General features: G+C 57.9%; 12 protein-coding genes. 9 read left to right on the top strand and 3 right to left on the bottom strand.

The window, feature by feature from the left end; all coding sequences use genetic code 11:
- The first annotated feature begins 78 nt into the window (after positions 1-78).
- The 4 genes from RX329_RS14205 (at position 79) to RX329_RS14220 (ending at position 3,935) form a co-directional block, all read left to right on the top strand.
- Complete coding sequence (locus tag RX329_RS14205) at positions 79-714, top strand: winged helix-turn-helix domain-containing protein (protein WP_317246005.1); 636 nt, start codon at positions 79-81, stop codon at positions 712-714.
- Positions 672-1,625, top strand: coding sequence for a tetratricopeptide repeat protein (locus RX329_RS14210; RefSeq protein WP_245329368.1), 954 nt, complete (start codon positions 672-674; stop codon positions 1,623-1,625). Before RX329_RS14205 ends, RX329_RS14210 begins: the two co-directional genes overlap by 43 nt.
- Before the next feature lie 351 nt (positions 1,626-1,976).
- Positions 1,977-2,480 (top strand): T6SS effector amidase Tae4 family protein, encoded by a 504-nt coding sequence (locus tag RX329_RS14215; RefSeq protein WP_085394002.1) that lies wholly within the window; start codon positions 1,977-1,979, stop codon positions 2,478-2,480.
- 468 nt (positions 2,481-2,948) lie between these two features.
- Positions 2,949-3,935: an ABC transporter substrate-binding protein gene (locus RX329_RS14220; protein WP_085394001.1), complete on the top strand. Its 987-nt coding sequence runs from the start codon at positions 2,949-2,951 to the stop codon at positions 3,933-3,935.
- 361 nt (positions 3,936-4,296) lie between these two features.
- Here RX329_RS14220 and RX329_RS14225 read toward each other — a convergent pair whose 3' ends face one another.
- Both RX329_RS14225 and RX329_RS14230 read right to left on the bottom strand, forming a co-directional pair.
- Positions 4,297-4,485: a hypothetical protein gene (locus RX329_RS14225; protein ID WP_317246006.1), complete on the bottom strand. Its 189-nt coding sequence runs from the start codon at positions 4,483-4,485 to the stop codon at positions 4,297-4,299.
- 457 nt (positions 4,486-4,942) lie between these two features.
- Positions 4,943-5,305 (bottom strand): GcrA family cell cycle regulator, encoded by a 363-nt coding sequence (locus tag RX329_RS14230; RefSeq protein ID WP_317246407.1) that lies wholly within the window; start codon positions 5,303-5,305, stop codon positions 4,943-4,945.
- A gap of 2,730 nt (positions 5,306-8,035) precedes the next feature.
- On the opposite strand from RX329_RS14230, the gene RX329_RS14235 reads away from it, so the two are divergent.
- A complete protein-coding gene (locus tag RX329_RS14235; protein ID WP_245329428.1) occupies positions 8,036-9,238 on the top strand; it encodes a tetratricopeptide repeat protein in 1,203 nt (400 codons plus the stop codon).
- Positions 9,239-9,414: 176 nt separating this feature from the next.
- On the opposite strand, the gene RX329_RS14240 is transcribed toward RX329_RS14235, so the two are convergent.
- Complete coding sequence (locus RX329_RS14240; RefSeq protein WP_317246007.1) at positions 9,415-10,176, bottom strand: class I SAM-dependent methyltransferase; 762 nt, start codon at positions 10,174-10,176, stop codon at positions 9,415-9,417.
- 548 nt (positions 10,177-10,724) lie between these two features.
- Between RX329_RS14240 and RX329_RS14245 the strand changes: the two genes are divergently transcribed.
- The 4 genes from RX329_RS14245 to RX329_RS14260 all read left to right on the top strand — a co-directional run bounded on the left by RX329_RS14245 (position 10,725) and on the right by RX329_RS14260 (position 13,820).
- Complete coding sequence (locus RX329_RS14245) at positions 10,725-12,053, top strand: MFS transporter (protein WP_317246008.1); 1,329 nt, start codon at positions 10,725-10,727, stop codon at positions 12,051-12,053.
- Positions 12,054-12,314: 261 nt separating this feature from the next.
- Positions 12,315-13,229 (top strand): P-type conjugative transfer ATPase TrbB, encoded by a 915-nt coding sequence (gene trbB, locus RX329_RS14250; RefSeq protein WP_317246408.1) that lies wholly within the window; start codon positions 12,315-12,317, stop codon positions 13,227-13,229.
- A gap of 1 nt (position 13,230) precedes the next feature.
- Positions 13,231-13,557: a TrbC/VirB2 family protein gene (locus tag RX329_RS14255; RefSeq protein WP_085394394.1), complete on the top strand. Its 327-nt coding sequence runs from the start codon at positions 13,231-13,233 to the stop codon at positions 13,555-13,557.
- Positions 13,557-13,820 (top strand): VirB3 family type IV secretion system protein, encoded by a 264-nt coding sequence (locus RX329_RS14260; RefSeq protein WP_317246009.1) that lies wholly within the window; start codon positions 13,557-13,559, stop codon positions 13,818-13,820. The genes RX329_RS14255 and RX329_RS14260 overlap by 1 nt, the downstream gene beginning before the upstream one ends.
- Positions 13,821-13,829: the final 9 nt, after the last annotated feature.

Here is a 13,829-nt window from a genome sequence, read left to right on the forward strand (position 1 = left end):
TTATGGGCGGCTTATTCTCTTCATTCCGACTGGCGCAGGGGCGCAGCGTCGCTCCGAGACTGGCTACGGGGATAGAAGTTGCGCTATCTGTTTGAGGAGTACGTCTTCCACACCGATCGCCGCGAGCTGCATCGCGGGCTCGTCCCTGTCGCACCACAGGTGTTCGATCTGCTTGATTACCTGATCCGCAACAGGGAGCGAGTTGTCAGCAAGGACGACATCATCAAAGTCATTTGGAATGGGCGCAGCGTATCCGACGCGGCGCTGACAACCCGCCTGAATGCCGCCCGGACTGCAATCGGCGATTCCGGCGAGGAACAGCGCTTCATAAAAACACTACCGCGCAAGGGCTTCCGTTTCGTCGGAGCAGTCCGGGAAGTGAAGGAACCGGCAGGCGCAGCAGTTGCCGATAATCGGTTAGAACTTCAGAAAGCCGACCTTGCGCTCCCCGACAAACGGTCTATCGCTGTGCTGCCGTTTGAGAACCTGAGCGGCGATCCCGAGCGGGAATATTTCGCCGATGGCATGGTGGAAGAAATCATCACCGCGCTGTCGCGCTTTAAGTCTCTGTTCGTTATCGCACGTCATTCAAGTTTCACCTTCAAAGGCAAAGCTGTCGATATCCGGGAGGTCCGACGCAGGCTCGGCGTGCGCTATGTCTTGAGGGGGCCGTGCGCAAGCCATCGGGGAAGGTTCGAATCACAGGGCAATTGATTGATGCGGTGACAGGCGCGCATCTATGGGCGGACAGATTCGGGCGTGATCTGACGGACATTTTTGCTCTCCAAGACGAACTTGCACTCGTTGTCTCGGCTGTTCAGCCAAAGATGCTTCAAGCAGAGATTGAAGCGGCTACGCGGCGGCGACCAGAGAACCTCACTGCCTATGATTTTTTTCTTCGATCCATGCAACAGTATTACCTGACGACCCGCGAAAGTTTGGCCGAGGCGATTGAGTTGGCTCATCGGGCTTTGGAGCTAGACCCGAGGTTCAGCTCTGCAGCGGCTCTGGCAGCTGACTGTCACGCGAGCAACTTCGCTTTAGGCTATGCCAACGATCCCGAGTTCGACGCCAAGGAAGCAATTCGGCTTGCACGTTTGGCGTTGAGCCTCAATGAGGATGACCCCGACACGTTGTCAAGGGTTGCCGTAATCTCAGCGGGCCTGGTCGGCGATAGTGAAGCCGAAATCGAAATGGCTGACCGGGCGGTCGCGCTCAACCCGAATTCCTGGCGCACTTGGAACAATAGAGGCTGGGTCTGTACAATGGGGGGACTGCCCGAAGAGGCTATCCAAAGCTTTGAACGTGCAATTCGCATGAGTCCGGTAGACCCGCTGCTACACATGTTTCTGGGCATTGGGCATGCTCTTATGGGCCTTGGCCGGTTTGACGAGGCGATCATTGTCTTGAAGAAAGCGCTTCGTCAGAATCCTTCCTTTGTGCCGGCTTGCCGTGGACTCGCGTCTGACTTCGCCCACCTCGGACGCGACGCTGAGGCGCACGCCGGGGCGGCGCGTGTGCTTGAGATCGATCCCGCCTTTACAATATCGGCGCATATCGCCGGGGCCCCCAAAAGCTCAAAGCTGTTGATCGAGGGCCTTCGGAAAGCGGGGCTGCCCGAATAAGCTTCCTGCGCTGTGCGGACGGGGTGATCGATGACCACTTCTGGCCCGACGGCGAAGATCGCTATCGCGCCCTGTAGGTCGGCAGTTGAGGCCAGACCGGACATTGGGAAGACCCGAGCAAATCGACGCGAATGACCCACAAGCGAAGTCAGGCCATATCTGCTTCCCGGCGTTCCAGATGCTTGCGAACGCGACAGCGGCCGGTTAGTTGGCGCGAAACGAACACCCTACTTCGGCAAAAGCTGTTGACCCGCTCAATGGCTAAGGCAAGATAGCCAAACCACAGTGTGCGCACGCATACCTCTCTCATCGGATACCGCGACGCTAAGGGTTCAACGGCAAGGGGAAATCATGGGCTTTATCAACATAGGCTACAACGCCTTGCTGGCTAACCATCCAAGTATGACCGACGATTTCAAAACAATGATCAACGGCTCCATAAAGAAATTTCACGACGAACCAGGGCACAAGAATACCTGCGGTTCGAAAATCAGTTGGGCATTCAACCACGTCGATGGTCACTATATCAATTGCGATGGCGACTACGGAAAAGGTGGCGTGCTCGTCAAAAAAGTTCGGTTTCTTATGGACGACGACGGTTGGGAGTATATTTTTTCGACGCTCGATCTTCGGCAGTACCTCAATAATAGGTATGGCTCCGGACAGATGTTTCCGAACACATCTAAACTGGGGAGCCGAAACGGGGTGATCATATTTGAACCAACAGACACCAGTACCATCGGCCATACGGACATCTGGGTAAATGGGCAGATACACGATGCTGACTTGTACTTTGGCAGTTGGTATTCGGCAGTGACAAACGACAGAGTCTTTTTTTGGGACCTCAATTCGTAACGTAGTGAAAAGCACAGGGTTATATCGGCTAGTGGGCAGCCGGCTTGTGCCTGCAACACCTTGGCGGTGACATGAACTTCGTGCTCCGCCCGGACGGTCACCCACATTTTCGGCGTCGTTGCTTTCGATAATTTTGCTTGGCCGTGAAGCACCAGGACGTCGACCGTCAAAGTATCCGTTGATTGCCGGAGTGATCGCAGCTGACTTGGCTCGCTCCTCAGATCTCATCTTTTAATTTCTTCTGATAGACCATCGCGGTTGCTGCGATTCCGCTTCTGGCCCGTTGCGTCAGTTGTGGCAGTGCAGCGACACTTCCGCGCCCGGCGGTAGCTCGGAAATCACGAACTCAGGGTCGATCGATGCGATTGACTGGAAACGCGAGATGGACAGCCTGAGAACTTCAGCGCAAATGCACCTTTGAAGCGAGTCCTGACAATTGTGCATCGCTGCTTCTATCGCGGAGCGGCAATGCGGCGGCGAGATTTCATTAGAGGAATTACGGCTGTTTCGGCAACGTTGCCGGTTGCTGCGGGCACCCAGCAACTATCTGCGCAGCCGCTGATCGGCTTTCTTAGTACGCGCTCGCCCGAAGAAGCTACGATTCACATGGATGCCTTCCGCCGCGGGCTCGAAGAAATGGCCTATGTCGAAGGCCGTAACGTCGCCATCGAGTATCGCTGGGCGAAGGGCGATTACAGTCAATTGGGACCCCTTGTCGCCGATCTGCGGAGCCGACCGCTTTCGGTCATTGTTGCTACCGGCGATCCGGCCGCACTCGCAGCCAAGGCGGCGGGCATCGCTGTGCCGCTTGTCTTCGTCGTCGGCCAGGATCCAGTGCGCGCCGGTCTGGTCGCAAGTATGAATCGGCCAGGCACGGCCACTGGTGTAAACTTCTTCACGGGCGATCTGGGCGCCAAACGGCTGGGGCTTCTCTGCACCTTGGTCCCCTCGGCTCGCGTTGTGGGGCTTTTGCTCAACCCGGCCTTCGGAATGGAAGCGTTCGACGAGTTCCGGCGGTCGGTAGTCAGCGCAGCTCAGTCGCTCGACCGCGAGGTAATCGTGCAGAGCGCAACAACCGATATTGAGATCGAGGCCGATTTCGTCGCGTTGACTAAAGCTGGCGTTTCGGCGCTGATGGTGCAGAACGATCCATTCTTCGACTCTCGGCGGAGCAAGATCATTGCTCTCTCGTCTACTCACAAATTGCCCGGCATCTTCCACATTCGGGAGTTTCCGGCGGATGGCGGCCTAATGAGTTATGGTGCCAGCCTCGCCGATGCTTACCGTCAGGTCGGAGTGTATGCGGGCAAGATCCTCCGCGGAGCGAGAGCGGTCGATCTTCCAGTCCTGCGGCCGACGAAGTTCGAACTAGTCATCAACATGCGAACTGCGAAAGCACTCACCCTCACAGTACCACCAGCCATTCTCATGGAGGCCGACGAACTGATTGAGTGAAATCAGGAGGCGTCCGGAACTGGCCCATCAGCGAAGAGGCAGCGGCGCCCCACGAGGTCCGCTCACTGAGGCATGGCGGACCCGATTTGCTCAGGTTGAGTTCTTCGCATGTTGACCCTTAGCGGACTTGGAGCCCTTCCTGTCACCGGGCCAAAAACTGTTGGACGTCATCGGTCCTGCTTGCAGATCACTTTTGCATTTTTCAGTTTGCTTCCTGACCAAAGGGGCAGAGCGTAGTGCTGCCCGCTGTGGCACCGACGTAATACGTTGCAGTTTGCACAAAGCTTCGAGCGAGCCGCGAAAGAAGATCAAACAAAAAAACCCCGCCGAAGCGGGGTTGTTGATGCGATGCTCGTCAATGCTAGCCTTTAGCCATGCATTCTTTGACATACGCCCGCTTCTTCGACAGATGGAGCCCCTGCGCGGAAGCTTCCTTCTTGCAAACCTTCTGCCTCGCGAGCCACTCGGGATTCTGCGTCGCACTCCCTGCAAGCGCAGGTGTGGTGGCCGCTGCCAGCGCAGCGGCTATGATAACGGCAATGTATTTCATAAAATCTCCAGAAGTGTGATGCACCAAGGACCATGTTAAGTTCCCTGATCGCGAAGGCAATGTAGAGGGCGCTCAAAATACCATCAAACTGGTCGCTTTTTGAGTAAGGAGGAGGCAGCGTGACGAAGAACCATGCAACTGCGCGCTGCTTTCCCGTTCTGACTGCGGCGAGGTTGGTTTTCATACCCACTTCTTGTCGTCCACACAGCCGAAAGTTGGCTAGCTGTCGTCCACCGTCCAACAGGCACGACGCGTCGCCCCAACTTCCGCTTGTGGCCCGTTTGAGACCCTGCGATGGCGCCAAAGACGTCTGCTCATCGGGGCTAACCGGAAGTCATCGCGGAGGACTAAACCGACGCGATTGACGCGAATGGGACGAACTTGGGAAGGGCCGCGACCCCCGAAGCGTCGAGCCGAGCCGGTACTGAGCGCAGCGCAACGGCATTCCGGTGACCTCTTAGCCAGTATTTTTGACCGCCTCAGCCAGTATCCCGTAAAGCTGCTGCTTGCTGAATTGCTTGGGCCGCTGCCTCTCCGCTGCGTTCCGCGACACCTTCTTTCCGACTGGACCGGCGCAAGCTGCCGACGACGTCGCCCTCAGCTTTGGGGTCGGCCTTATCTTCGGCCTCGCCGTGGGCAGCTTGCGACCGCGCTTCAGGCCCTTACGGGTCAGCATGCCGCAGACCGCGTTACGACTGCATCCGAGCCGGCGCGCTATCTGCGCCGCGCTATGTCCTGCAGACCAGAGGCTGATGAGGAGCCCTATGTCTTTCGCATCCCAGCCCACGGGGGATATTATAGCACCCACGGCCGAACACACGTCAATCCAGTCTTCGTCCGGCTCGCGTACGGCCGCCGGTTCGTCGAGCTTGATCTCGGAGAAGGCGACGCGGGAATGGTCGTCTATGCAGACGTGGACGAAATCCCAGCCAGCGCCGCGTCTCTTGTTCGGACCACTGGCGAGAAGAGCTGGGTCGCTGAGCCGGGACAGGTTGACCGAACGTAAAGCCCTGCATCGCCGCGGAATGCGCTCACCACCGGACAGTTCGGCTGCGCCTTCGCGCGGCGCCTGATGCACTCCGCCGAATTAACTTCCAACAGCAACATACGATTCACATATGTGGATGCTGGAACAACGTCGGCGGATTTCAGTCTCCGTTGCATCATTTTCCCGATTGGTCCGCCGCCGGGCCATGATCCAAGCTGGTTAGAAAGCTTGGTTGGGGGTCACACGACATGCGTGAACATCATGGTCTAGCGGTTGACGCCATTGGGCGGCTGCATGAGCGTCTAGAACGGCTTACGTCTCAATTGTCCGAAGTGGAGTGTCTTCGGGCCCGCGTGCTCGAAGCGGAGCGGAGCGTACTGATCACCGTCGAAGCCGCTCCGTCCCGTTCGCGAGCGCCATCGCGGCATACGCCTTTTCCAGTTTCCCCAGCCCGTTAATCTGTTTGAAGTTGTGGCACGCCAACTTTAGCTGCCCCTCGGCTTCGTCGGAAGGCTCTGGCAGAGGCCGCTAGTTTTTACGACGGTGCGGCGTTGGAACGCTTCGCTGATTACCGAGTGTTCCCGGCACACGGCCCCACGGTAGTAAGGCAGTCGTGCCCAGCTCCCCCCAATCCCTCGGAGCCGGGGCAACCCGGTCCACCACCATGTTTAGAGGTATTGCTATCGCGCTATTTGGGCTGCCATCCTTCGCAGCTCAATCAGGCGCTCTTCTATGGTCGATACTGACACTGCGCGCAGGCTTGTGCGGAAGATTAGTCGCGTTTTTGGGTCGTAGGTAAGCTGTGATGCCATCATTCGCGCGAGGCATGCGAGCTTCCTCAACGGCTACTTCTTCAACAGTATCCCTATCCTTCGCGCCATTCGCCTCACCGATCCTGCGTGACGGCCCAGCTCGGCTGCGATCTTCGATACGCCAGCGCCTGCCCGGGCCAGCTTGGACAGTTGCTGGACCTCGCGGTCGGCCCATTGCTTTGGCTTTTGTGTTTTCATGATGCGGCGCTCAAACCTGCCGCAACTTAACCATTGTGCCTGGTTGCCGGCACTTGGGAAATTTACGGGTGTGCCGGCCACCACGAGCCTAAGCGGTGCGGCGGCTCTCCAAAACGACAAGTCCACGATGTCATTGCGAGCACATCATCGTTTGATAGCGCATCTATAAGCTTATCGCCGCTGAAACTGCGTTGTGTAGCCGCACGGATATCGTGCAGCACGCGCGAGCGTGATGTCGCTCACATCGCCCTTTTCCATCTATGGAAGGAAGACCGGGGGATGGTGGTTTCCCTGACGATCCGACATCGGGTCGCACGCTGCGGGATGCCTGCCGTGACACATCGAAGCTATGGCCGTCGATTCGGACGAAGACGATCAGGACGACGATGGCGATGATGATGAAACCCGACTCGCAGCTCCATTTGAGGGAGTCAAAAGTCCGGCCATAATGATCTTTAAGGCAGCTGAGAATTGCGATGGCGGACGCTCTGGGGGCGTTTCCCTGGGGGCGACCGCGGATGGTGGAGCAAGCGCGCGTTCCAAGGCGTAATTGCGTGATCAGGCCAGGGCTGAAGAGGTCCTTCTCTCCGCGCCGAAATTCTTCCCTCTATCGTTCGCGAGCACCGCATGTGCACCAGCAGGCGTGGCGGAGCCATGTGGTCCGTCAGAGCACAAGGCTTCAACCAGGACGAATGTCCAGTCGGAACATTGCGCTAAATGAACAGCGTTGGCGCTCGAAACGAAAGCCAACCGCAGCAAGCGCGTGTCGAGTCGCGGTCGGGAAAAACAAAAATTAGTTCTGACGCATAATCATAATGACTCCAACGTAAAAACAAACGCCGGTTGCCCCAATCCATCAGATGCTTCGAGCAGCCGCTGAAGATACACGGGGAGCTGTCCTTGCCGCGTAGCTACATCTATCTCACGCGCGTAGCTCCTTCGGACCCTTTCCGACCATTTGCCGAGCGCGCGAAAAACGATCGCAATTGGCGTTACTACGAACTCGACGCCAGCCATTCAGCGCACATAACCGCTCCCGTAGCTCTCACCCAGGTACTTCAAACGATCGCCTCGCAGCCGACAAGGTCCATGTTGCCCGGCGGTCGTCGGCAATCGCAAACCTGGCATTGGGCAATTGTCGAGCGGCAACTTAAAAGAACGCGAATGAGTCACAGGCCCTGACCCAACCTGAAGTCGTGCAATTCTGCTAGGTTCGAAATCCGGGCGTATAGCCCGTGCGGGAGGCAGCGGTGACAAACTGGGAGGTCTCCAACGATCCATCTGGCAAGCCGCCATCCGAAAATAGGCGGCCTGACAAACCAGCATCCGATGAGGAGCGACCGGGGAAGCCCCTATCTGATCGCAGTTTAAGTGATTCGCCTGCGGGAACAATTGCCGTTGATCGGCGGCGCGCTCGCGTCGATTGCCGCCGTCGGTGCTATCGAGGGCGGCCTCGTCGACTACTGGAGCGTATGGAAGACGCTCCGCACAGACGTGTTTCCGGAGAGCCAAAACCCAGGAGGCTACGGCACGGCACGACATTGCTCCCCGTTTGTCTCTCGTTATCCCGCCATTCGCAAACCTCAACAACGATGCAGAGCAGGACTATTTCGCCGACGGCATTACGACCGATCTGACGACCGACCTCGCGCAAATGCCCGATACATTCGTGATCGGGCGCGGGACGGCTTTCACCTATAGGAATAAGCAGGTCGATCTCAAGACGCTCGGCAAGGACCTTGGCATCCGGTGGGCGGTTCAGGGAGCTGTGCAACGGGCCGGAGATCGGGTCCGGATGAACGTGTCGCTTGCTGACCTTTCGACCGGCCGTGACGTCTGGTCGGATCGTTTTGACGGCGATCGGATGAATCTCGCCACCTTGCAGGACCAGGTCACGGCGCGGCTTGCCCGCTCTCTCAACGTTGAACTCATCCAGGCCGAAAGTCGGCGCAGTCTGATGGACCAGCCCGCGAATCCAGATGCCGTGGATTTCACCATGCGCGGATGGGCAAAAGTCTATGGACCTCAGAGTAAGGTAACGATCACCGAGGCAAAGGACTTGTTTGAGGCCGCGCTGCATCTCGATCCGGACCACATTGATGCGATGCTCGGTAAAGCGTGGTGCATTGCCAGCGGCATACTGAGCGGATGGTCAACGTCCGTGACGGAAGACAACAAGATCGCCACCAGCTTAATTGATCAAGTTCTTTCAAAGCGACCAACGAGCGCGAATGCGCACATAACCAAAGGAAACATTTTACTCTATGGAGATCCCGAGGCGGCATTACCTGAATTCGACGCCGCCTTGGAAGCCGACCCAAATTCCCCGATTGCATACGCAACAAAGGGAATTGCACTGGTCACAGCGGGACGCGCGCACGAATCATTCGACCCAGTTCAGATTGCTTTACGCCTAAGCCCCAAAGATCCGGCGCGTAGCACCTGGCATTTCTTCCTGTGCCATGCTCACGTCCATGTGCAGCAATACACCGAAGCCATTGAGGAATGCAGGCGCTCGATCAATCTGAACAAATTATACTGGATGCCGTATGTGGATCTGATTTCAGCTTATGGAGCCACCGGTCAATTTGAAATGATCCGGCAGATGACGACCGCGTTGGATGCAATCCTGCCGGACTTCACGGTCCAATGGTTCCGTCAAATAGGCTACGCACGTTCGAGCAATGCGCAGTTTCGCCGTGAGTACGACAGCATCCTTGATGGACTTAGAAAGGCTGGCGTCCGCGAGCAATGACGTCACCAGGATCTTCGTTGCTTGCTTACCAGCAGAGTGTTCTCTGGCCCTGAGCCGAGAAGCACTCGAGCCGCAGTGACGTCCGCTGTCGCTGGTGAGTCAGATGCCGAGCAGCCTTAGCTCAACAAGCGGCTGTCCCCCAAAACCGACATCAGTGCCGCGCTCGACAGAATTCATCAATGTCCCTTACGCACTCGCGCCAAGGTTATGTGCAAGCTGGCAGAGGGTTGTGCGAGTGTGGTGCTTGCTCGCCGATAGCGTTCCCACATAGCCTTTCCGTCTAGATCTTCAACCAGCTCAAGTCCAACACAGGCGAGATCGTTGATGATTTCGTCCGGATAGAATCCCGAAATCCAACGTTCGCCGATCTGCGCCACCAAGTTGGCATTCTCGTTGTGTGGTGATTGCGATGTGTTCTGGGCGAACTCGGCTTGGTCCATATAGGTGAATACAAGTTCGCTTCCCGGAGCCCCGCAAGTTGCCACTGCACGCAAGGTTGCCAGATTGGCTTGGCGTGTCAGGTACACCGAAACGCCGAGCCACGAGAAGAATGCTTTCTTGTCTTTCCGGAAGCAAGAGCAAGCCAAAGCCGACACCAAATCCTCGTTTGTGAGGTCGGCAGCTATGAAATGTACAGACGGCGGAAGCGACATGCCGCATTCTTTAATACGCTGGATCTTCATCGTTTGCGTCGCCGGATGGTCTATCTCGAAGATCGTCAGGGCGTGGGAAAAAGCGGGCCGGCGAAGCGCGAAGCTATCCAACCCGGCGCCGATAAGGACATACTGACTGATGCCCCTGATTGTCGCCTCGCGCAGCGCGTCCTCTGCATAGCGAGAGCGGATTACCACTCCAGGCAGTGCGGTATTGGCGAGCAGGAAGTCGTCCAACACTGTATTGGTTCCCTGCAGGGCACGGGCACGCGCGTCTTTATCCATGCGGCCAATACACGCTCAGTCATCCTTTCGCGTTCAGCTTCGGGAACGAGTGGATCGCCCCAGGGATCGTCGAACAGGGGAGACGGGTCGAACCGCGAATGCAGCGCTCTCATCAGCGACGTTGCGAGTGCGGTGCGGCTGGGCAATGACTCCATCATCCCGATCCTTCCTGGGACGGCTTGTCTCGCTGAGTACTAGGGCGATCTGGCGCGTACGGACGATAGACTAGAATAGGCGATGGTTAAAGCTGCCCATCGACTGAACAGAGCGGCAACAACTTGCGCACCAGCCGCACTGAAGGCTTCGGAAGGAAACGCGATTTAGAGCGCTGCATAAGTCTGGACATGGCCTGAAGCCGGCAAACATCAATGACCGATTGAGTCGGCTTTAAAGCGGACTTGATGAATCTATCAGTTCGCGCCCAAGTACAAATCAGGTCGGCCTTTCTTTTTCAACGCCAGCCTACGACGGCACCAATTTAGCCAAGCCCACAAAAAGCTGGACGCGCTATCGGCTCGCACGAACCGATAGCAACGGAGTGAGCCAGCATGCAAGCCTTAACAGCATGGCGTCGAATCGCATGCGTTTTTCTACCTTTTGCTGCTGGATATTATCTCTCGTACGTGTTTCGAACGATCAACGCTTTGATTGGCGGTCAGCTGAGCTCGGATATCGGTCTGGAGACTGCCGATCTCGGGTTGCTTACGTCGGTCTATTTCCTTGTCTTTGCGGCGGTCCAGATTCCCATCGGGATATCGTTGGACCGCTTTGGTCCGCGCCGCATTCAGAGTGTTCTGCTCCTGGTCGCAGCGGCGGGGGCCGCACTGTTCGCGGTAGCGACTGGTTTCCTGTCACTTTTGATCGCGCGTGCCATGCTCGGGCTTGGCGTGGCCGCGGCGCTGATGGCAGGACTGAAGTCCATCGTCCTTTGGTTTCCCAAGGAACGAGTTGCCTTGCTCAACGGCTACATGATCATGCTGGGATCGCTGGGAGCTGTGACCGCTACGGCCCCCGCCGAATACCTGCTCCGTTGGATGACCTGGCGGCAGCTCTTTGAGATCCTGGCGTTCGCTACCGGCGCGACGGCAATTCTAATCTATGTCGTGGTGCCTGAGCGCATCATGGGCCGATCTACCATTCGCAATACCCTTAGCTCCGTTTTGGGCGATCGGCGTTTCTGGCGAATTTCCCCGTTGTCGGCCACTTGCGTCGGATCGGCCTGGTCTCTGCAGGGGTTGTGGGCATCGCCATGGCTAACCGACGTGGAGAGATTCGACCATCCGAGGCTTGTTGGACAGCTGTTCACGATGTCCATCGTTCTTTGCGGCGGCGCCTGGTCGTTCGGGACATTGGTCCATTGCATCCGACAAAGACGGGCTGGAGTAGAGATCATCGTGGCCGCGATCGCAGGGCTATTCATCGCGGCCCAGCTATCCTTGATCCTTCGCTTGCCCTTGCCATCAATCTTGCCGTGGTCAGTGATCGCAATCGCTGGAACCGCGACTGTGGTCAGCTTCGCGGCAATCGCTGAATACTTTCCGCCGGAACTCACTGGTCGTGCCAACGGCGCCTTGAATGTGCTGCACTTCGGTTGGGCATTTGTTTCCCAATGCGGGACCGGCCTCATCTTGCAGCAGTGGCCAGTGGTGGATGGCCACAGGACCGTCTTTGCCTATCAAGTCGCGTTCGGTCTCAATCTGGTGGTGCAGATCGCCGCGTTTGTCTGGTTCGCTCTACCATGGCTTGGATCCTTCGGGCGGTGGATGGGTTCAAGCCCGCTCCGTTTGCCCGCTAGCGTTTCCGACGCAGTCGAAACGTTCATGCCGTGCGAACAATTGCTCGTGGTCATGCCGGCGAATACCGATTCGGAGTGGTGAGGCACGTCCGCAGTAAGCTTGCCGACGAATAGCATCAATATTCAGCAGCGCTCCGGTTCGCTTCACTCGAGCGTGAAGTATGAGTTTTCGGTCTTTCTTTTTCTACGCCAATCTACGCTTGCCGTAAGCGCTTGTTGCGCCAAATCCATTGATGCTTTTTCTAATCAACCGATCCGAGAACGCTCCAGACGTTCTCATTCGGTGGGGACGGCAGTGGCAATCAAATCTATTCAATCGGAAGCGAATTCGCGCGGTGCGCGAATGCTCCGCAGCGCACTTGGCGCGGCAATCGCAGGCTACCTGGAAGACGATACGATCGTCGAAGTCATGCTCAATCCCGATGGGCGGCTTTGGATTGACCGATTGTCGAGTGGGTTGGTTGACACTGGCGAAACCTTGTCGACGGCGGACGGCGAGCGCATCGTTCGTCTGGTGGCCCACCATGTAGGCGCGGAGGTGCACGCAAGCTCACCACGCGTCTCGGCTGAACTTCCCGGAACCGGCGAGCGTTTTGAGGGCCTGTTGCCTCCGGTCGTTGCTGCCCCCGCTTTCTCCATCCGCAAGCCCGCGGTCGCCGTCTTCACGCTCGACGACTACGTCGCCGCCGGGATCATGAGCTCCGGGCAAGCCGACGCCCTGAGGAGTGCGGTCGCCACTCGCAAGAATATCCTGGTGGCCGGTGGCACATCGACCGGCAAGACCACCTTGACCAACGCGCTTCTGGCCGAGGTAGCGAAGACCGCTGACCGCGTCGTCCTGATCGAAGATACGCGCGAACTTCAATGCAAGGCGCCCAATCTCGTAGCGCTACGGACCAAGGACGGCGTAGCCACTTTATCCGACCTTGTCCGCTCCTCGCTTCGACTGCGTCCTGACCGCATCCCGATCGGCGAGGTCCGCGGCGCCGAAGCTCTCGACCTCCTGAAGGCGTGGGGCACCGGTCACCCCGGCGGGATCGGCACCATTCATTCGGGTAGTGCGCTCGGCGCTCTGCGGAGGCTCGAGCAGCTCATCCAGGAAGCCGTCATCACGGTTCCGCGCGCCCTGATCGCCGAAACCATCAACCTCGTCGCCGTGCTCGGGGGGCGCGGTGCTGACCGTCGCCTCGCTGAACTCGCCCTTGTTACAGGGCTTGGCGCCGCCGGCGACTACAGCCTTTCACCAGCAGGAGACTGACATGCGTCCACGATTCCGTATTCCCCGAGAAGCTGCTTTGCTGGCGATTGCCAGCCAGGTTGTACTGACGACAGCGCCCGCATGGGCGGCCGGCTCGAACATGCCATGGGAGCAGCCGCTCAACCAGATCCTGCAATCGGTCGAAGGCCCCGTCGCCAAGATCATCGCCGTTATCATCATCGTCGTAACCGGCCTTACCCTCGCTTTCGGCGATTCATCCGGCGGGTTTCGCAGGCTGATCCAGATCGTGTTCGGTCTGTCGATCGCGTTCGCCGCCTCGAGCTTCTTCCTGTCGTTCTTCTCGTTCGGCGGCGGCGTGGTGATCTGATGGACGAGGCGGTCGCAGGTTTTGTCGTGCCGGTTCACCGTGCGCTTACCGAGCCGATCCTGATGGGCGGTGCGCCGCGGGCGGTCGCCATCGTCAACGGCACGTTGGCGGCCGCCCTTGCACTCGGACTGCGGCTCTGGATCGCAGGTCTTGTCCTCTGGTTCATCGGCCACATGGCCGCCGTCTGGGCCGCCAGGCGCGATCCCGCCTTTGTGGATGTCGTGCGGCGCCATCTGCGCATTCCCGGTCATCTCAACCTCTGAGTTCTCGGT

The organism is Bradyrhizobium sp. BWC-3-1, assembly GCF_032917965.1.
In the GTDB taxonomy this organism is placed as follows: Bacteria; Pseudomonadota; Alphaproteobacteria; order Rhizobiales; family Xanthobacteraceae; genus Bradyrhizobium; species Bradyrhizobium canariense_D.